Origin of the sequence: Paenibacillus periandrae (assembly GCF_022458865.1) — a bacterium.
GTDB classification, from domain to species: Bacteria; Bacillota; Bacilli; order Paenibacillales; family NBRC-103111; genus Paenibacillus_S; species Paenibacillus_S periandrae.
Map to the genome: position 1 here is coordinate 78,162 of NZ_JAJNMU010000014.1, position 20,012 is coordinate 98,173.

The window sequence follows — 20,012 nt, forward strand, 5'->3', positions numbered from 1 at the left end:
CTTGGTATCAAATGGCACCCTTAAGCAATAGCTAACGGACATTGTAACCTTGTGACATTTACAAGGATTTATATTATAATGGAAGGAAGAATGACACAGGAGGACTTACCATGAGTTCTGAAGAAAGCTCCAATGAAAAAAAATACGTCATTTACGATATGGAATTGTTAAGTAAATTAATTGTAGGCATTGGCGAGGTTGCCGAAATTACCGGCGTACCGACTCGCAAAATTCGATATTGGGAAGAGAAAGGCATCATCAAGTCGGTTCAGGAGGCAGACGGATCGACCCGGCGATATGATTACGTAAATATTAAAAAAATCGTATTGGTTCAAGAGTTATTGGAGGACGGTTACACGCTGGATACTGCCGCCAAGAAGGTCGAGGATCGTATCAAAAATATTGATGATGTTTTCCAAAAAATCGCATTGCAGACACTTGAACCATCGTAAACCGAGCATGCTAGGCCGCCTGTTACCATTGCAGGCGGCTTTTGTATGTTAAGCAATCACGACCATTTGAGCAATCTGCCTGCGAGGCCGACAAAGATGAGAACTGCAATTTCCAGCGAGTCCTCATCAATCGTAAATTGGGGATGATGATTGACTCGATATCATCACTCCATGTACTCTTATTTACATATCAGGGAAATATAATATTTTTGTTATGAAATCATTACATGAAATATAACAATATTTAAATCTATTTCCAGTCAATAAATTACAATAAATTTAATAAATTAACAATTAATAGTATAAAATGATTATTAAACAAACTTTTTACATAAATCAATAAAATCTAGAAATTGAAAATGGCTTGAGGTGCTCATTATACCTGCTATGAAGCATCCAATCACTGACAGTCTGTCCAATACTACTGGCAAATTTAAAGCCATGCCCGGAAAAGCCTGTCGCAATATACACATGGGCATATTCCGGATGTTGATCGATAATAAAATGCTCATCCGGTGTCCTCTCATACAGGCATACATTGCCTTTAATCAGCCTTCCCTCCGCCTTGGGCATAAATTGCTTCAGCAGCTGACGGAATTCAAGCTCATCTGCAGGACTGCTTCCAAATGGTGCAGTCGGCTGCCTCCCATCCACAATCTCGCCTCCATCGTGCCTGCCAATTTTCAAGCCTGAACCAGAAAAGCTGGGAAATCCATAAAACTCCCCAAACTCCGTGTTAATATTAAAGCCGGGAAAAAAGCGACTATCGAATACAGCTTGTTCCGCCTTCGGTTCAAACCAGGCTATCGGTTTCCTCACTGCTTCTACAGGAAGCTTCAAGTCAGGGAGTAGGGTGCCTGAGCGAGCGCCAGCCGTCAGCAAAAGCTGCCGTCCTGCATAACGATCGTTTCGGGTTGACACCTCTATGTGCATAGGCTTATAAGCTATCCGTTCGACAGGGCTGTTCACCTGCAGCTTGGCACCATGGTGAATAGACAATTGCAGGAACGCTTCTATGATCGCCTCACAGCTCAATACCCCTCCCCGCTGCTCATACAGACCTCTAAATCCACTCGGGACGGTAAGTCCAGGCCAACGGTATTCCATTTCCTCCGGTGTCAGCACTTCAACGGGCAGCCCAAATTTCCGAGCCTTGGTCTCCTTTCCCTGAGTTAAAGGTGAGCTCTCCGGGTCCAGATTCAAAACCCCCGTACGATGGAACAGCTGCCGGCCCACTGCTTGCTCAAGCGCCTCCCATTCTCGTTCAGCATGCAGAGCCCAATGGATATACGCATCCTCACCGCTGTAGGCGTGACGAAAGAGTCGCGTTTCTCCATGATGGCTGCCCTCCTTATGAGGAGGCTCAAAAGCATCCAACAGCAGCACGGAGGCTCCTGAACGGGACAAATAATACCCGGCGCTTGCTCCCATTGTGCCTGCTCCGATAATAATAACATCAAATACGGTCATCCTGTTTCCTCCCTAATCAAGTATACAAACAGCATTCACAACTAATAACAGACCAGTACTTGTCTGGAAAAGCTCCCCTTTCTTACTACACAGCGGTCGGAGATCGTAAATCCGGCTTGAATAACAAGCTCATCGATCGTTTCTGTCGTGACGATAACGGCTTTAGCCGTAAGTCCTCGTAGACTTTCGAGCATAGACAGCTGATCTGATGGTGACAGGACGGAGCATAGATTATAAGGCATATCCAGTACGGCCGCATCGTAGCTTCCAGTGAGCGTCCGCATATCCTGAAGTGCGACAACATCCGGAAATCCAAAGTGAGCCAGATTCGTCCTTGCTCCCCGCACAGCCAGCGGATTCATATCGCTGCCAATCATATTGATACCCATAGACAGTGCCTCGATCAGGACCGTTCCGATGCCGCAGCACGGATCAATAGCCGTAATCCCCTCAGGAAAGGGTACAGCGATATTGGCAATCGCACGTGCCATTCGTGTACTGAGTGCCGTTGAGTATTGCTGCGGCTTGGTATTATGCTTGAGCCAAATGGCTTCATTGGTCATGCACTCACCGAACAGCCAGCGTCCATCCAGGCAAGTAATTCCAAATAATCTGTCGGGACTACGCATCTCGGCCTTTCCCCGTATTCCCGCTCCCACTTCACGCTCTATCTGCCGCTGCTCGTTATAAGGTACAGACTTGTCGATAGCTGCAAAAACCACCTTGAAGGTGGCGCCATCCAGCTCTATAGCATTCACAGCAGCTGCAATAGCTTGAACCGTATCTCCCACGAAGCTCACTGTGAGCCGCTGCTTGATAAAGGGGCTCCGGCTCGGGTCCATGCCAATAGAGCTGACCACACAGTGGGTGCCTTCTCCCTCCGACTCCATGCCGAACAAAGAACGCAGCTCCAACTGACAGAGCTGCGCTTCTTCTTCGTGGCAAGCATACATATACACATAGCTTGGTGCCATGCTGTTCGTTTCATTATCAAGATCATACTGGTATTGTTTCATCTTGCACGTTCCATTCCTACAGCTCAGGCCTCAGCCATCCGCCAGTTATTTGGTCTAATTATTTCAGATTGGAGCTAACTGTACAAGGAAAGCCTCGGCATGCTTCCAGTAAATCGATACAGCTGTGCAGCTCGCTGTGAATACTCGTTGGACTTCTTAGGCTCTCCCTTTGTATCCAGCACAGGCTCCAATACGCCGCTGCGGCTCTGGGTCGATTTCATTTTACGGATAAAATTAGCTTCCTCAAAATCAGGCACAACCGTTTGAATCACCTGGTACAGCTCGCTGAGTGTGAACTCGTCGGGAAGAAACTCTTTGGCAATCGAGGTGAGCAGCATTTTGCTGCGAATCTGTTCCACAGCGTCCTGAATAATCTGCTGATGGTCAAAAGCAAGCTCAAGACCCGGTCGCCCCAGCTCGTTGACAGCAAACAGTCCTACATCTGCCGCATCATCAGAGGCTTTGCGCTGTGCCAAATAATCCTCGTGCACGAGAGCAAAAAAAGCATGTGAAATGATCCACCCCCGCGGATCGCGCCCGGGCTTGCTGTATACATTAAAATATTCCATATGGACATCCTTGACACCCGTCTCTTCTTCCAGCTCCCGTCTTCCCGTTTCATACATGGATTCCGTATCGTTCGAGAAGCCTCCAGGCAGCGCCCACCGCCCCTCAAAGGGCCAAAGCTTGCGTTTGATCAGCAGCACCTTCAGCTCCCGCTTGGGCAGCGACTTGGTTGCTCGATTGGTATGCTCAGCTGTTATTGTGAAAATAACAATATCGGCAGGCGCACCGTCAGGTGTACGATATTTTCCGGCAGTATAATTTGAAGCGTTCTCCTCAGTCAAACCGCTCCCCCCTTATTTTCAATTCGATATATTCATTATGACATTTATAATTAATTTGTCAATCTATTATATCGAACTTTTAGGATGCAGCAAAAAAGCCAATACATACGAACATGTACTGGCGCAATCTTTTTCTTAATATTTTGCATTATCGAGCAACGCTCCATGAAATCACGATCATGAAGCCTCCGGCTTTTTCGGCAAAATCCTGTCAATGAACGGGGTTGTGTCGATTTCGGCAAGCCGAGTACGTCCAGGCCCCCAGCCAATCGTTTCTCTCCAGCTGCCCAGCAAGCCAGTTTCGATAAGCTTATCCTCATCAACGTGCACATGATCATCTGCCTGAGGTGAAACGTACAGTGCGTCAACCGGGCAGTAGGCTTCGCACATGAAACAGGTTTGGCAATCCTCTTGCCGAGCAATAACCGGGATACCGTTAGGGCCGACATCAAATACATTAGTCGGGCAAACCTTCACGCAGATGCCGCATTCTACACAGCGATCCGAGCTAACTAACTCAATCATCTGCTGGGCACCTCCTCAGAAGCAATTAGTCTGCTGTCTAAATCGAATGGCACTGCAACCGTATCCGGCTTCTCGAATCGCACCTTGATCTGATCGATGCCCGATACGAGCAGACGATACTGCTGGGCCACATCCGCACCCGGATATTCCACAAGGCTATGCAGTCCTCTTGTCTCACGGCGGGTAAGCGCTGCGGTATACATCCATCTGGCCGTGGCCACCATAGCTGCCGCCTCCCTTGTCCTGACACGGCTCTGCACTGACTCTGCGACCTTGCCATGGACTAGCGGCCATAAACCATTCAGTCTCTGAAGTGATGCCGCCAGCACAGACTCGCTTCGGAAATAATTGATGTCCAGCGGGAACACTTCCCGTTGAACCGAATCTACGATAGCTGCTGTGTCGATAGCAGCAGTACGGGATTCGCTGCGATCCAGAAGTCCAGCTTGCCCGGCAGGACGCAAATTCCGCAGTCCGGCTTTTTGGCCAAGCGACAGCGCATATTGGCCTGCTGCCGCTCCTGACCATGTGCCTGAAGAAATCGCCCATGATGCGTTAAAAGCACCGCCTCCGGATTTGGCGCCCGTAATACGCTCACGGGTTGCTGCGTCCCCTGCCGCATATAAGCCCGCGACTGAGGAGGAGCAATCCTCACCTATTAACCGGATACCTCCAGTTCCACGAACCGTCCCCTCATAACGCAAGGTCAGCGGAAATCGTTGTGTAAACGGATCAAGCCCTATCCGGTCATAAGGGACAAAAAATATCGAATGTGAGTTCCTCAATATTTGCTGCTTTTCTTTCGTATCCGCCTTATCCAGCACCGCATACACCGGCCCCTTGCTCAGCATGCTCGGCAAGAAATCTCCGGCACGCGGACCACCTCCGTTCAAAACCGTTCCATCCTCTGATGTATAGGTAGCCCAATTCAGCAGCCTCCCTCGTGTAACCGTACCGAATGCCGCACTCGGCGCATATTGCTTGCTGAATTCCATGCCCGAAAGCTCTACACCAAGCTCCGCAGCCATCAGCACACCTTCTCCGGTCAATACGTTGCATCCGAGACCCTTGCTTAAAAACGCGCACCCGCCCGTGGCTATAACGACGGCCGACGCCCTGACCTCCCACTCGCGTCCTTGTTGTCGGGATATGCCTCGCGCCCCGCCCACTCCGTGCTCATCCACCAGCAGTTCGAGCGCCGGAGATTGGTCCAGTATGCGTACACCCGCCTTTTTAACGGCAATACGCATTAGCTTCATGTACTCGGGCCCTTGCAGGTGATCACGAAGTGGTGTTCCTTCTTCATCGCGTCGAAACGGATAGCCCCATGACTCCACAAGCTTAAGGCTCTCATACACCTGGTCCAAAACCCGATGGATCCATGAAGGATCGGACAAATATCCTCCTTCCACCATTCGTTTCTGAACCGCTTGTTCACGAAGCTCCTGATCCGGAGGCAGATAGAGAAGATTCGTTCCGCCAGGAGCCGTTGCTCCGCTAGTTCCCAAATAGCCCTTATCCACAAGCACTACCTTAGCGCCTTGTGCGGCAGCACTCCAGGCTGCCCAAGCCCCTGCGGGCCCACCGCCTATTACAAGAACATCAGCTTGCAAATCTAGTCGATCGATGCCGCTCATCCTGAAAGCCTCCCTTGTCAGCGTATTACTTTAATATCCATTGCTTAAGGTCAAAATCGGTTTCAGCAAGCTTCTCATCAACCAAAAATTTCTTCGTACCCTCCAGCAGCTTAATTCCATCATCGGTAAAAGGCACATCCTTAATCAATTCAATCGGGGTTACCTGCTTATTAAGCTCCACTGAATATCCGTTGAGCTGGCTTAAAAACTGGTAATACTCATCCGGCTTCGATTTGAGGTCCTTCAAAGCTTTTAAACGAGCCTCGTTCCAGATTTTTGGGAAATCAGGGAATTTCTTTAGATATGCTTCTGATGCAACCGTTGCTGAAGTTCCAACCAAATTGGGGTGCTTCGATGCGTCATCAAGTAAAAGATACCCTTGCTCGATTTGCTTCAATGCGAATATTGCGCTATTCGTCATCGCATCTACTTCTCCGCGTGATAAAGCAGCCTCAGCATCAGGTCTTAGCATATGAATAAATTTAACGTCGGTTATATTTTGCTCCTTCAAGAGTCCGACTATATACCTGTGCATGAAAGATCCTTTTTGGATCGAGATCGTTTTGCCTTTTAAGTCTGCCAACGTCTTGGGGCCATTCTTCTTGGCAATCAAATAACCGATGCTATCTGTCGCGCCCTGTGTGATCAGCCTCGTCTTGGCTCCGGTGGAACGGGCAAGAATCGCTGGAGTATCTCCCAAGCTTCCTGCATCCAGCCTTCCACTAATTAACGATTCGCTTTGATCGGGACCATTGGGGAAAGCCGTCAGCTTCACTTCGGTAATTCCGTGCTTCTTTAATTCATCTTGAATAATGCCTTTGTACAGCCCCCAACCTTCGGCTCCGCCTGGAAAATTGAGCTTATTCGTTCCGATATAGCCGTAATTAAATACGGTCGGTACTTGCGCTTTGGTATCCGCTGCAGGAGCGCCGCTTTTTGCTGCTTGTTCCGGTGAAGCTGCTGTTCCGCAAGCCTGGAGTAATAGGAAGATAGATAAAAGACCTATGAAAAATCCAAGGTGACGAGCCTGACGCGTCCTTTTTTTCTGTGTATGCTGAAACATGATTAATTGTGCCCCTCTCTTATTAGCCCCTGTACTTAAGGGATCGCTCTAGTTGCCAATTGGTACATATACGCGTGTGCTGAGACTGGCTTTCTGCCTTTACCCCAGCCTACCTTCTCTTTGTAGCCTCCAAACAACCCCAAGTCTTCAACTGCTTCCTCTTTCACATCGGCAACACCTTCAGCATCATGCCCTACATACAGAGCATCCACAGGGCAATATAGCTCGCACATGAAGCAGGTTTGGCAATCGCTTTGCCTGGCTATAACGGGAATGCCTCCCTCAACACGATCAAATACATTTGTCGGGCAGACAGACACACAGAGATTGCATTCGATGCACTTGGATTCACTTATGATTTCAATCATTGTAGAACCGCCTCATTTTCAGCTGGTGTGGTTGTAACCCATACTCGATCCAGGCCTCCGCTTACCAAACGATAATGCTGGGAGCTATCGAGCTTAGGGAAATCATCGCGCTTGTGCATTCCTCTTGTTTCCGTACGCGCCTTAGCGGAATTGTACATCCATCTCGCCGTAGCCGTCATAGCAGCTGCCTCACGCGCTTTTACCGCACCTGCATGAATAGGTACCGCACTCTCGCGAATTTCTTTCCATAATTGGTCCAGACGTTCCAAAGAACCGGTTAAGCTTGACTCTGTTCGGAATAAATTACGGTCATACGGTATGACTTCCTGCTGCACGGAACGAATGTGCTCTTCGGTTTTAAACGCTTTGTCGCCCGTTTCTTTAACAGTCAAGGTAGTGGACGAAATCCCTTTAAGATTTCTTTTTCCTGCAAGCGAGCCAAGGCTTTGTGCATACGCTGCTGCACCTTTGCCAGCGAAGGTTCCGGACGACATCGCCCATGCTGCATTGTGGCTGCCGCCTCCTGTAAAGCCTCCGCATATGAATTCCCGAGTCGCCGCATCACCGGCTGCATACAAGCCTGCCACCTTGGTTGCGCAGTTTTCATCCGTAATATGGATACCGCCTGTACCGCGTACCGTACCTTCCAGACGCAAAGTAACCGGAAATACATCTGTAAAAGGATCAATCCCGGCACGGTCAAAAGGCAGGAAGAAATTCGTTTGGCCTACACGCAATAGCGGACGGATATCCTCAGGTGCTTGATCCAATCGGGCATACACTTGACGATTTTGCAGCAAATTTCTAGCAATGATCGAACGGCCACGGGTCGAGCCCGCACCCTCAACAATCGAGCCATCTTCGTAATAAAAGCTTGCATAGCGATAGTAAGCTGTTTTCGTAACCGAAGAGAATGTCGGAGAAATCGCATAAGCATTGGAGAACTCCATGCCGGACATTTCCGCGCCTGCTTCCGCTGCCAGCAAGTAGCCGTCACCCGTAAGCACATTGCAGCCAAGCGCTTTACTCAAAAAGGCGCATCCCCCGGTCGCAATGATGACGGCACTGGCATGGACCGTCCAGGTTTCTCCAGTTTGCGTCCTTACCCCTCGTGCTCCGCCAACTCCATGCTCGTCTGTAAGCAATTCCAGTGCAGGACTGTGATCAAGAATTTTAACGCCTGCTTTGACAACCAGCTTACGCATCAGCTTCATATATTCAGGGCCCTGCAGGCCTCTGCGGTATTGCTTGCCTTCATCATCCACCGGGAAGGGATAACCCCATTCGCCCAGCTTGTTCATATTCTCATATGTCTGGTCAAGCACTCTGTTCATCCAATCATACTCAGCCAGCTCGCCGCCAAGCTCGAAACGCGATAGCCGAGCTTTTTCTCTTTCACTCGGATCGGGATTGATGTACCATACGCCTGTGCCGGATGGCGCTGTAGCTCCGCTTGTTCCGCAATATCCTTTATCGACCAATATAACTTTAGAGCCCGCTTGCGCTGCGTTTATAGCTGCCCATGTCCCTGCTGGTCCACCGCCGAGAATCAGTACGTCCGCTTCTAAATGAATATCGTTTCCTTGTCTTGGATTGCTCATGGTCCTTACCTCCAGTAAATAATTTTATCTTGCTTGTATGCTCAGCCTTGAAAGCCTTCACGCCATTGCAAGTACTTCCGTTCCAGGAAGCGGACGCTTACGTCAACGAGTAAACCGACAGCCGCAAATATGATGATGCCGACAAAAATAACTTCTGTATTCGAATTTTGTTTGGCAAAATTAATTAAAAACCCGACACCCTCTTGAGATCCAATCAATTCAGCGACAACCAGACCCAGCCAAGAGAGAGCTAATGAAAGTCTGAGACCGAGAAAAATATTAGGCAATGAGGCAGGTAATATGAGCTTGAAAATTTGCTTCGTTCGACTGAACTCCAATACGCGGGATACTTCAAACAGCTTGTTGTCCACGTTGCGGATACCCATAAAGGTATTGATATATAAGGGGAAAAAAGCGCCATTTGCAATAATGAAAATCTTCGATACTTCGCCAAAGCCAAACCATAATATGATCAGTGGAGCAAGCGCCAAATGCGGGATCATTCTAACCATTTGCATGGATGGATCGAGCAGCTTTTCCATCTTATCCGAGAATCCAACCCCTAATCCAAACAATAAACCGATACTACCGCCAATAAGAAGCCCGACTGCAGCCCTGCCAAGACTAATTTGCAGATGCCTAATCAAATCTCCGTTAACTAACAGATCTTTAAACGAAGCCGCAATAGCAAAAGGCGTAGGTAAAAAGTTAGCCGAGATCACACCGAATGCACCAAGAAGCTGCCACAGAACGATTACAATGATCGGAAGAACGGCGCCAACAACGATGATATGCAATCGTTCCCGCCATTTCGCGTTAAGCCATGCTGCTTCGGGCTGGCGTACCCGGCTTATGGAGTTTCTAAGCACTTCTGCTTGGTTACTCATGTTTTTCCCCCCTTCCCTTGATAGTTGTCGCGCCAGTGAAGCAGCCGCCTTTCCAATAGCCGAACCCCTGAATCAGTCAGCTTGCCGACTAATGCAAATATAAGAATCCCGACAAATACGATAGGTGTTTTAGAAAACTGTCGGGCATCTGACATTAAATAGCCGATACCGGAGGTAGATCCCATGATTTCCACCACAACCAAGCCGAGCCAGGCAACACCAAGTGATATTCTCAAGCCTAACAAAATATTCGGGAGCGCTGCCGGAAGAACGAGCCGGATAAACTGCTTGAACCTGCTGAATCCGAGCACTTTAGCTACATCGAACAGCTTGTTATCTACGTTGCGGATACCAATAAAGGTGTTAATGTATAAAGGGAAAAACGCCCCCTTGGCAATCAACAAAATTTTGGAGGTTTCACCAATGCCGAACCAGAGAATAAACAACGGAACTACCGCCAGATGCGGAACCATACGGATCATTTGTATAGATGGGTCAAGCGCTCTTTCAGATTTTCGGTACAAACCGACCAAAGCTCCAAACAATAGTCCCAGACCGCCTCCAAGAAGAAAACCCGAGAAAGCCCGGAATACACTAATATTGAAATTTTCAGCCAGCTCTCCAGAAGCAGCCAGTTTGGTGAAAGCATTCATAATTCGAAGTGGTGTCGGAAATAGTAATGTCGATACATACCCGAGATCGCCTAATATTTGCCACGAAACCAGCAGCACTACAGGTAACACCGCTCCTAAGACGAGCGTGTTGATTTGTTCTTTGTATTTATTAGGAGTGAGTGAAGCATCCGCAGCTTTGGAGCTGCTGTCTTTGCCTCTCGTGAGCGCTTCGGCATGATTGTTCATTAATGGTTCACCTCGACCGTTGTTTAAATTCCCGAGCTGTCAATCAGCTCTAACTCTTCGATTTTTTCAAATTCATTTAATACCTTGAATCGCAGCTCCTGAAAGGACACATTCGATTTTTTCCTTGGAAACGGCAAGTCAATGGTAACTACGTTACGGATAGAGCCAGGACGCGGTTTTAAAATAATGACCCGATTCGCCAAGTAGATGGCTTCATCAATATCATGAGTAACAAAGATCATCGTCGTCTTGTTTTTTTGCCAAATATCAATTAATACTTCCTGCATATGCGCTCTTGTGAAAGCATCCAATGCACCGAATGGCTCATCCAGCAGCAGCACCTTCGGATTTCGCAGCAAGGCTCTGGCAATCGCGACACGCTGGGCCATACCACCTGACAGCTCTCTCGGGTATGACTTTTCGAAGCCTGTTAACCGAACTAATTCAATTAATTCATCTACTTTTTTGCGGATGTCGGCATGCTTCAAGGATAGGTCGGCGGCAATATTTTTTTCTACCGTTAACCAGGGAAATAATCGAGGCTCCTGGAAAATAAACCCTTTTTCTATGCCTGGCCCTACTATTTGCTGATTTTCAAGCTTCACGCTACCGCTGTATTGTGTATCCAGCCCGGCAATAATTTTCAACAGTGTACTTTTCCCGCACCCACTTGGCCCGATCACCGTAATAAACTCGCCTGCTTTAATGTTGAGTTGAATATCTTGCAGCGCTTGGACCGACCCCTTGTTGGACTGAAACGTTTTGTTGAGACGGCTAATTTCCAGTAATGTTTCACTCATTGTTGCACTCCCTCTCTAAGCAGCTTTAGGTTGAAATAAGAAAAGCTTCTGATCGAAGCCTATTCGGTGAAGATACATCCGTGTTTTACATGTAGCTTTTCTTGCAATATCAGAATATTCAGCTCCGCTGAAAACTTAGAAATTCTGATATTATAAAAAAACAGAGAAATCCCTACGAGTCTGGGATATCTCCGTTTATACGGTCGACATTATGTTGTTTTTGGCTGGATCGTTTAATTCCGAGTATTCCAATAAGATTTAATAAAATTTATTCTATCAAGGTTCATCCTGGATGTCAATCCTTTTATTTCTCTGTGTACAACAGAATCTATTCACTATATGTATAGAGAACATATTGATTCTTACCACCTTCCTTGGCTTTATACATCGCCATGTCCGCATGCCTCATCAAGGTCGATGCGTCCTCCCCATGTTCAGGGTAAAGACTGATTCCAACACTCGCTCCTGCCGAAACCAGGTGGCCGTTAAGTGTAAAGGGTTGATTGAGTGTAATCAATATCGCGTCCGCAACCTCGTTCGCATAATCGCCTCCCTCCAAATCGGGGAGTATCATCGTAAACTCGTCGCCGCCCATCCGTGCAACAATATCCTCTGGCTTGACACACTGCACAAGCCTTGCAGCGACCTCCTGCAGCAGTAAATCACCCGTATCGTGTCCCCATGTATCATTCACCTTTTTGAATCCGTCCAGGTCGATGAACAGAACGGCAAGCTTCCCGTTCGTGTTCTCTGCTTCTATCGTTGCTGCATTCAGCTTTTCCGAAAAAGCGAGACGGTTAGGCAGCTGTGTCAATGCATCATGATAAGCCTGGAAACGAATCTGCTCCTCGTACTCCTTACGTTTGGTAATATCCTCAACCATTCCGATAAAAAATTCAGGCTCGTCCTCTAATCCTCGCACCAGGGAGACGATTGAATTACCCCAAACCATGCTGCCGTTTTTATGTAAGTAACGCTTCTCAACCTGATAATTTGCCCGCTTCCCGTTCAGCAGCTCATTCATAGCTCTCGTGTCCTTCTTCATATCATCCGGATGTGTAAAGTCGGATAAGCTCTGAGCGTGAAGCTCCTCTTCTCTCCGTCCAAGCATTTGCTGGAACGCCTCATTGGCCTCCAACGGCTTTTGATTCAGGTCGAGCCGCGCTATCCCTACCGCAGCAAATTCAAAAATCGTGCGAAAGATCCGTTCCTGCTGCACAATCCGATGATACAAAATCCGAATTTGATATAAAAGTATGCCTAATACGAGTGCAGCCGATAAAATACTGTTTAACCTTGCCACATACCAGCCTATGCTGTAACGGCTTCCCGAGAATAACGTCAACGTGACATCGAGCAGAGAAGCCAATATGGCAACCGTCAGCCACAGCTGAACAACCGTTCTCCCCCTCGCAAACCAGAGCAGACTGGCCAAAGCAAGCAAATTCAATATCCAGACGACTGGCCCTATGCCTGAGGTGATCAGGATATTAAAATTGTCCTTTTGAATAATTTGGGGCAGCAGCTGATCCGCGGCTAGCGCCAATAAAGTCAAACCGGCCAATAGCACAGCGATCGCTCCAAGAGCTGCCCACAGCCCAATTTTGGCTTGCTTGAGAGTTAATCGTATGTTGCCGAATCTGGCTTCGGTCAGCACGTAGAGAAACACCAGAAACGGATAACCCCCATGCCAAAACACCCATAGCCAAGTCGCCGTCTGAGTTCCCGCGTTCAGCAGTCCTGTCTCAGAGAACACACCCGGGATCGTAAGGAGATGCGGGATCGTAATCAAGCCGGTGTACAGATAAGCCATCGCCAGAACGAGCAACGCAGGTGATCTTGTAACCTGAAACTCGCTCAGCATCAAATAAGCTGTGATCAATTCACAGAATAAAACTGCAGCAATAACGGCAGGTAAAAAAGGCTGTATTGCCGTACCTGGGACCTGCGCATAAGGGAACGTTATCGCTACAATAACAATCAAAACTACTGCAGTCACAATGGCTGCAACCCGTTGATAATAGGAGGAGCGGTAGCTGCTAATACTCATGGATGCGTCGTTGGACTTGTTGCTGTGCATGCTCATAGCCTCCTCCTTCTGCTTGTCTCGTAATTTTCGGGCAATAAATTCTATGATTCCCGAGATCATAACAACGAGCGATAAGACACCCAAAGCATAAGGAGCAACCAGAGGAATGACTCGCAAATCGGAAATATGAATCAACCGTAAAAATAACGGGTACATCAGCATCAAGATGATAAAAATGATCAGTTTCATCAGGCTCTCCTCTAACACGACTGTAGGGATAATGGGGGTTTTCGACAGCTTCAGCGTGTATTCATCAGCGATAGTATATCATTGCTTCCGCTTATTCGACAAATTGGAAAATAGTTTTTAAAGCGCTTACATTTTGCCTTTCAATCGTGCTATAGTAGTAGTATCATGAACAAAGGGAGTGATCCGCATGTTAATGCGTACAACCGAGTTTTATGAATCTTTACCCGCCAAATGTTGTGATACGTGCAGCGAGCAAATGGAAGAAATGGCCGATTGCTACAGCCATACCTGTATCAAGTGCCAAGGCTTGACCTTCTATCCACTCAGTCCCTTGTCGCCCTTAGGAGCTTTACCCATCCGCAGCCATCCACTCATCGAGTAAAGCTCAAACGCCCAGATCAAGGGCGTTTTTATATTAATCCACAACCCGCGCAACCTGTCCTCCGCATTCCGCGCACGCGCCTTTTAGTACCAGACCGGATCGTTCACTATATATAGTATAATCGCGAATGAGGACAGCTTTGGCGCACTTCCCGCACCAGACATTTTCGACGATGGCCTCGCGGGTATTTACTGGGATTTCCATCCATTTCTTCCACACGTTCAGCTGTACGACGCTTGTGCTTTCCTTATGATCCTCATTAGGGAAAATCGTCAAAATGACCGGACCTTCCTTGAGCTTGGAGCCCAGATACTCCTGAACCTCTTCACTTCTCTTATAGCTCTCCACCAAAAGCTTCATCATTTCCTGCTTTGACAGCTGATTCAGCTTGCTTTTGAGCTCTGATATTTTCATCTTCGCTTTTTTGTCGCTCATCGGTCTCACCTGTCCTTTAGACTATTGTACCATGTCGGGAATACAGCGTTAAGTGGTTGTGCTTACCAGAAGTCAAAAACAGATTTGGCTGCAATACGAAAAATCCCCCTACGACAATAGGAGGATTGCTTGAATGATCGTTTGAATGAAAATCTATATGCTGCGAGGCACACATTATTGTCCAGCCGCTAAGCTTAAATACGAATATCTATGCTACTATCAGAATTAGTGCTGGTATTGATGTTCTTATTGTTACTATTATTGCTTGTCATATCCTTTGTATTAGTTTGTGCTTGGCTTCCACTGCTAGAGTTCGATTTCTTTTGTGCAATTTGTGCTTCTATTTGTTGGATCTGCTGCTGATATTGCTGTACCTTTGCCTGTTTAGTTTTTACATCGTCCTTGCTTGCGTTTTCCTCCTTTATTTGTTGCTCCAGCTTTGTCTTTTGTTTTTCAAGGTTTGTCGTGTCATTGGTGCTTGTTGAATATGAATAATTACTGCCTTGCGATACTGATGTTATACTCATTCGTTTTCCCCCTCTCTATGCAAAAATGAAGTTACTGTAAAGATAAACCTGCTGTCAGATGCGGGCTGACCATAAGAATTAGTTTTTTTCAGAAAGCCCACTTTACAGGTATCGATTTTTAAATTGAACGCTCGCTGAATTCTTGCTGAAAGTATACTTAAAATCATTCAGAATTGAACATAACAGCAATGCTGCTCTGGAGGCGTATGGTGCTCAAAAACCACCTTGGCCGCGAAGTGATACTGAGTGATTTGCCTGAGCAAAAATGCTGATTCGGGTAGACAACGCAAGGGTATAAACGGTATATTGTGAGTGATTCCCAATCAGGTACAATGTGGAAAAGCGAGGGAAACCTATGACATTTCAGTATGGCTCTAACGATCCGCAAATAAAAAATCCGTTTAAACAAGAAGGCCTTCTATATCTGGCAAGCGGTACGATAATCCTCCTATTAGGCGTACTATCGCTTTTTGTTTTACGAAATCAATTGGTGGAAACCGGTCAGGCTGCAGGATGGCTGAATCTGGTTATTTGCCTGATTTTGATCACTGGCGGCGTCGCATATGTAACCAAGGGTTTGATGCAGATTTTCCGCTTCTATGTCGGCCGGGGTATTCCGTCCAGCATTAGCCGCAATGTGGCACGAAGCGAAAAACATGTCTTTGAAGCTAACCTCGTTTACCAGCCCGAAGAACTGGATCAAATGCTAACCGGAAGAAAAAATATTACGTTTCGGGAGCCTTCCACACTGTTGGATCGCTTGATCTACAGTATATTTCCAAAAATGATCTTTTTGCCCTACTCCATGCGCAATTTCATGCATGTGCTTATTCAAAATACCGGATATTCCGTGATCGCCTTACTTTTTTACTGGCTGGCACTGCTGTCCGGCTCACTGGGTCTTACCCAATTGTCCAAATCGTCCTTCAGCAGCTGGCTCGGAATGGGTCTGGCCGTTTGTTTATTACTGCTTTGGCTGTTCAACAAGCTCTCAGCCAAGCATACGAACAGCTTTCGTTTATTAGGAAGCAAGGGTACTCTCGTATGGGTGATTGTTCTCAGTATACTCGTTCCCGGCGCAGGAGAGCTGGCCCTTCGACAAGGCATTGAATTTCCCGATGCGCCTTTTCATCCAATCCTGCATCTGATTGCGCTGTATCTGATTATGCCGCTCCTTGCAGCCGCGAGCATCGTCTTGGCCAAATTCCGCTCCGAGCTGTATGAGCCAAAGACCGAAATATCGGAGTTCCGCGAGCATTGGCAGGAAAATGTACATCCCAAGGATTTTTTCAGATCTCTAGATATGGAGCTAGCCAACCTCCGGTATAAGGAATTCCCGAATAGGGTTTACCGCGAGCTTAGCCCGAATCTTAATATGGAGGGCAGTATGGATAAAGGCTGCTTCGTCGGTGACACCATTCAGGAAACTCAGCCTGTTTACGAGGAGATTGCTTATCCGCCAATGTTTCAGCAGCTGCGGCTTTACATAGCGATAGCAGGTCATGTGCTGGTTGTGTTGTCTGCCGTATTGTTATTCTTGCTTAATCGTCAGTATATCGATGGTCTGGTCTGGAGCCGCTTGTTTGACGGGATCTATTTTCCGCTTTTACTGTGGATATTCGGCAGCGCGGCCCAAACTCTTGCCCACCTCTACTGGGCTGAAATGCATTTTACGAGCTACCTGATTCATTTTCAAGGTGAAGGCACCTACACCGAATCCAAGCTGTCCGTAGGCATGGCGATCACCGATTCAACGCGCAGCGAGAACACAATCGTCCGCACCTCCTTCAGCCCCTGGCTGTTGGTTACCCGACTGGTTACGAGTACACAGGCAAGCTCCGGTTCGGGCAATTTGGCAGGGCCGCGTTTTGTGACCAGTATGCATAAAGCGGACGATTTGCTGGACCATCTTGTCGGCAAAATCCGGCATTACCTGGGTGAACGTGAGGTCATCGCTACGACAGTTTCAAATAAGGATTTGCAATCGATTCAAACCTTGTATGCCTTCAACGAAGCCGCTCCATCCAAGGAAGCCACCACCAGCCTCAAACAGCCGGAGCTCAAGAAATCCATTAACCGCAGAGGTGATGCAGACCCAAATGGGGATAATAGCAACTGATCCCATACCATACCATGCAGAGTCAGAAATCGCGAGCCTGGGGTGATAGAAAAGCATGTGGAGATTGTACAGGATGATACTATTCGTTGGTCTATTGACGTTAATACTAAATGGATGTAACAAAGAGATGAACGTTGATGAAACAACAGCCGCAGCCTACGTCAAGGCACAAGGTTATGCCATTGTGAAAAGTAACGGTATAATCGATACTTATACGTTAGAAAAAGCTAAACTATCCGGACCCATGGAGTCGACGCCCTATCAACAGGCCTGGGGGGTTCAAAAGGTGGACCCTGATCCATATTTCGGGAAAATGATAACCGTATACGGATTCACAGTCTCCCACCATCCTTTGGAAAAGATATACCACTCGAACACAAAGGTTTCGATCATGCTCTGTGAAGGCAAGGTGATCGGCGGCACTTCATTTCCTGATGATCATGGAGCCATGATGCGGGCAGGTGCTCCTTACTCGATAGACGGCAAAACTCTGGAGGAAGTCACCGGTATAACTTTTATAGAATGGATGGCAAATTGGAAAAAGAAATACGGCAGTTCCTAAGCAACCTCTCTCCCACACAAATGAGCTGTACAATCCCATCTAAGGAGGTCGATTTTATGTTTCAAACCCAGCATTACGAAGGGAGTCCTGAGGAACGGTACACCTTGCTGCTGAGCCAATTGGAAGCCTTAATTGAAGACGAGCCGGACCTTATCGCCAATCTCGCTAACGCCTCTGCTCTTCTTGGGAAATTTCTGGAAACCATCAACTGGGTCGGCTTCTATTTGCTGAAGGACGCTAACACACTTGTTCTCGGGCCGTTTCAGGGCTTGCCTGCCTGCACCCGCATTGCCTACGGCAAGGGAGTATGTGGAACCGCTGTTGCACACAGACGCACGCAGCGTGTGGATGATGTCCATCTGTTTCCGGGCCACATCGCGTGTGATGCTGCTTCAAGGTCAGAGCTCGTCATTCCCTTGTTCCACCACAACACGCTTATAGGTGTGCTCGACATCGATAGCCCTGTAGAAGCCCGGTTCACGGAAACGGACCAATACTATCTGGAGCAGTTTTGTCAGCGCCTTACAGCTGATTGTGCAATTGAACGGCAGGAAGCCGCCGAATGATCATTATCTGTTTGGACAATTGGAGGGATACACATGCACAATGAATACAAGATCGTGGACGCAAAGCTTGAGGATTTGGATGCCATTATCGACATTTATAACTCAACCATAGCCGGGAGACAGGTAACCGCAGATTTGGAGCCAGTGACTGTGGAAAGCAGACTTCCATGGTTTGAGGAGCATTCTCCCGATTTCCGACCTTTATGGGTGGTGAAGCATGAGGAGCAAATAGTCGCGTGGCTGAGCTATCAGTCGTTTTATGGCAGACCTGCCTATAACGCAACAGCGGAGATCAGTGTCTACATCGCCGAGTCCTACAGGTCGAAGGGGCTTGGAGGCCTGTTAATCGCAAAAGCGATTGAGGAGGCCCCCAGACTCCATCTACATACTTTAGTCGGTTTTGTATTCGCACATAACGAGGCGAGTCTGGCGCTACTCCGCAAGTTCCAGTTTGAGCAATGGGGGTATTTGCCGCGGGTTGCTAATTTGGATGGGATTGAAAGAGATTTGGTTATTTTGGGAAAAAGACTCGAATAATTATGGTTCCGTCACGATGTCCGGGTTCGCTAATAAAATTGCCTCTGTGGTATCCCAGAGTCGGGGCAAGAACTCGATCACATCCTTGGCACGGCGGAGGAGCGCAGCCGTTGAGGTGATGCCGAGGTCGCTAATGATCGCATGAAACGCTGGACGGTGTGCATCCAACAGTTCCGGCGGGGCGTCTGCGGCCAGAATCTTGTGGCAGCGGGCAAAGGTCGCGACGATCCAGAAGACCGCTTCGCGATGATTACCGGCCTCTATCAGCTCACGGCTTCCATCGATTGCGACCGATCGCGTCGCAGCGGTAATGTCGGTGCTGAAGAAGAACGGTGTTTGGGCCACGGCCGCAGCGGCGTCGAAGGTTTGTTCAAGCTCAGTGAGATGATGCTCAACACGTTCAGGCGACAGATGAGCGCAGCCAAGCAAATCCAGCAGCTCCAGATATAGATCATCATGACCGTAATCGATAAGCACTTTGCGCGCGGCAAGATAGCGCAGCCGCACAGTAGGATTACGAAGGGCAGCCACCAGCAGGACATGCGTGGTCACGCCTGTCGGAAACAACCAGGACGTCACCTGGTCATGCAGCGGGGCTGTGACGTCGATAGTCTGCAGCCCATGCTCGATCTTTTGCCGAACGTTCTCGCATCGACGGCGCACCCATACCCGATCAGCAAAATGGCGAGATACCTCGGACTGCAAGCTGCGCAAATGTCCGGTAGGGTCAGCAATGATCGTATCCGTACGAAAGCTGCCTGCCAGGTGATAGGACGTCACAACCTCCTCGACCGAGGCGAATTGCTTCCAGGACAAATAAGTAGCCTCTAATAGTGTGCCGCGGTAGATAAATTTCCCCAGCTTAAGTCGAGGCTCATCCTGTGCGGTGACGATCACAACGTCTATATCGGAGGCCGCCGGCAGTTCTGTATCCTCTGACAATCCGATCGTCGAACCGCTGAAATACGCACCTTGAAACCCTTCCTCTCGGCTGGCATGCTGCAGAACCCAATCAGTCGCAGCAGCTCGTGCAGAACCGACTCTCATAGACAACACACCTCACTTTCACCAAGCTTTAA

Annotated in this window: 21 protein-coding genes; 6 read left to right on the forward strand and 15 right to left on the reverse strand. The window is 48.0% G+C overall.

Annotated features, from left to right (window positions below):
* The first annotated feature begins 110 nt into the window (after positions 1-110).
* Positions 111-452, forward strand: a complete 342-nt coding sequence (locus LRL21_RS23310; RefSeq protein ID WP_240418201.1) for a MerR family transcriptional regulator — start codon at positions 111-113, stop codon at positions 450-452.
* 336 nt (positions 453-788) lie between these two features.
* Here the strand turns inward: LRL21_RS23310 and solA are convergent, their stop codons facing one another.
* From solA to LRL21_RS23370, 12 genes are all read right to left on the reverse strand, one after another.
* Positions 789-1,922 carry an N-methyl-L-tryptophan oxidase gene (solA, locus tag LRL21_RS23315; protein ID WP_240418202.1) on the reverse strand — a complete coding sequence of 378 codons (1,134 nt, stop codon included), beginning with the start codon at positions 1,920-1,922 and terminating at the stop codon, positions 789-791.
* A gap of 41 nt (positions 1,923-1,963) precedes the next feature.
* Positions 1,964-2,938 (reverse strand): THUMP domain-containing class I SAM-dependent methyltransferase, encoded by a 975-nt coding sequence (locus tag LRL21_RS23320; RefSeq protein ID WP_240418203.1) that lies wholly within the window; start codon positions 2,936-2,938, stop codon positions 1,964-1,966.
* 74 nt (positions 2,939-3,012) lie between these two features.
* On the reverse strand, positions 3,013-3,786 hold the full coding sequence (locus LRL21_RS23325) for an NUDIX domain-containing protein (RefSeq protein WP_240418204.1): 774 nt from the start codon (positions 3,784-3,786) through the stop codon (positions 3,013-3,015).
* Positions 3,787-3,963: 177 nt separating this feature from the next.
* Positions 3,964-4,311, reverse strand: coding sequence for a 4Fe-4S binding protein (locus LRL21_RS23330; RefSeq protein ID WP_240418205.1), 348 nt, complete (start codon positions 4,309-4,311; stop codon positions 3,964-3,966).
* On the reverse strand, positions 4,308-5,948 hold the full coding sequence (locus LRL21_RS23335) for an FAD-dependent oxidoreductase (RefSeq protein WP_240418206.1): 1,641 nt from the start codon (positions 5,946-5,948) through the stop codon (positions 4,308-4,310). Before LRL21_RS23335 ends, LRL21_RS23330 begins: the two co-directional genes overlap by 4 nt.
* A gap of 25 nt (positions 5,949-5,973) precedes the next feature.
* Positions 5,974-7,011, reverse strand: coding sequence for an ABC transporter substrate-binding protein (locus LRL21_RS23340; RefSeq protein WP_240418207.1), 1,038 nt, complete (start codon positions 7,009-7,011; stop codon positions 5,974-5,976).
* Between the two features lie 35 nt (positions 7,012-7,046).
* Positions 7,047-7,379 carry a 4Fe-4S dicluster domain-containing protein gene (locus LRL21_RS23345; RefSeq protein ID WP_240418208.1) on the reverse strand — a complete coding sequence of 111 codons (333 nt, stop codon included), beginning with the start codon at positions 7,377-7,379 and terminating at the stop codon, positions 7,047-7,049.
* Positions 7,376-8,980, reverse strand: a complete 1,605-nt coding sequence (locus tag LRL21_RS23350; protein WP_240418209.1) for an FAD-dependent oxidoreductase — start codon at positions 8,978-8,980, stop codon at positions 7,376-7,378. The genes LRL21_RS23345 and LRL21_RS23350 overlap by 4 nt, the downstream gene beginning before the upstream one ends.
* 41 nt (positions 8,981-9,021) lie before the next feature.
* Entirely contained in the window at positions 9,022-9,867 is an 846-nt protein-coding gene (locus tag LRL21_RS23355; RefSeq protein WP_240418210.1) for an ABC transporter permease, read from the reverse strand.
* Complete coding sequence (locus LRL21_RS23360; protein WP_240418211.1) at positions 9,864-10,727, reverse strand: ABC transporter permease; 864 nt, start codon at positions 10,725-10,727, stop codon at positions 9,864-9,866. Before LRL21_RS23360 ends, LRL21_RS23355 begins: the two co-directional genes overlap by 4 nt.
* 23 nt (positions 10,728-10,750) lie before the next feature.
* Entirely contained in the window at positions 10,751-11,527 is a 777-nt protein-coding gene (locus LRL21_RS23365) for an ABC transporter ATP-binding protein (RefSeq protein WP_240418212.1), read from the reverse strand.
* Between the two features lie 328 nt (positions 11,528-11,855).
* Complete coding sequence (locus LRL21_RS23370) at positions 11,856-13,805, reverse strand: sensor domain-containing diguanylate cyclase (RefSeq protein ID WP_240418213.1); 1,950 nt, start codon at positions 13,803-13,805, stop codon at positions 11,856-11,858.
* Positions 13,806-13,992: 187 nt separating this feature from the next.
* Between LRL21_RS23370 and yhfH the strand changes: the two genes are divergently transcribed.
* The gene (gene yhfH, locus LRL21_RS23375) at positions 13,993-14,187 is read left to right on the forward strand and encodes a protein YhfH (RefSeq protein WP_240418214.1); all 195 of its coding nucleotides are present in this window, start codon (positions 13,993-13,995) and stop codon (positions 14,185-14,187) included.
* Between the two features lie 33 nt (positions 14,188-14,220).
* On the opposite strand, the gene LRL21_RS23380 is transcribed toward yhfH, so the two are convergent.
* Both LRL21_RS23380 and LRL21_RS23385 read right to left on the reverse strand, forming a co-directional pair.
* Positions 14,221-14,622, reverse strand: a complete 402-nt coding sequence (locus tag LRL21_RS23380) for a hypothetical protein (RefSeq protein ID WP_240418215.1) — start codon at positions 14,620-14,622, stop codon at positions 14,221-14,223.
* A gap of 194 nt (positions 14,623-14,816) precedes the next feature.
* Entirely contained in the window at positions 14,817-15,149 is a 333-nt protein-coding gene (locus LRL21_RS23385) for a FlxA-like family protein (RefSeq protein ID WP_240418216.1), read from the reverse strand.
* A gap of 355 nt (positions 15,150-15,504) precedes the next feature.
* Between LRL21_RS23385 and LRL21_RS23390 the strand changes: the two genes are divergently transcribed.
* The 4 genes from LRL21_RS23390 to LRL21_RS23405 all read left to right on the forward strand — a co-directional run bounded on the left by LRL21_RS23390 (position 15,505) and on the right by LRL21_RS23405 (position 18,933).
* On the forward strand, positions 15,505-17,268 hold the full coding sequence (locus tag LRL21_RS23390; RefSeq protein WP_240418217.1) for a hypothetical protein: 1,764 nt from the start codon (positions 15,505-15,507) through the stop codon (positions 17,266-17,268).
* Between the two features lie 127 nt (positions 17,269-17,395).
* The gene (locus tag LRL21_RS23395; RefSeq protein WP_240418218.1) at positions 17,396-17,830 is read left to right on the forward strand and encodes a hypothetical protein; all 435 of its coding nucleotides are present in this window, start codon (positions 17,396-17,398) and stop codon (positions 17,828-17,830) included.
* A 56-nt stretch (positions 17,831-17,886) separates the two neighbouring features.
* Positions 17,887-18,396, forward strand: coding sequence for a GAF domain-containing protein (locus LRL21_RS23400; protein ID WP_240418219.1), 510 nt, complete (start codon positions 17,887-17,889; stop codon positions 18,394-18,396).
* Between the two features lie 33 nt (positions 18,397-18,429).
* Positions 18,430-18,933, forward strand: a complete 504-nt coding sequence (locus LRL21_RS23405; protein WP_240418220.1) for a GNAT family N-acetyltransferase — start codon at positions 18,430-18,432, stop codon at positions 18,931-18,933.
* Here LRL21_RS23405 and LRL21_RS23410 read toward each other — a convergent pair whose 3' ends face one another.
* Positions 18,934-19,980, reverse strand: coding sequence for a hypothetical protein (locus LRL21_RS23410; RefSeq protein WP_240418221.1), 1,047 nt, complete (start codon positions 19,978-19,980; stop codon positions 18,934-18,936).
* Between the last annotated feature and the right edge of the window lie 32 nt (positions 19,981-20,012).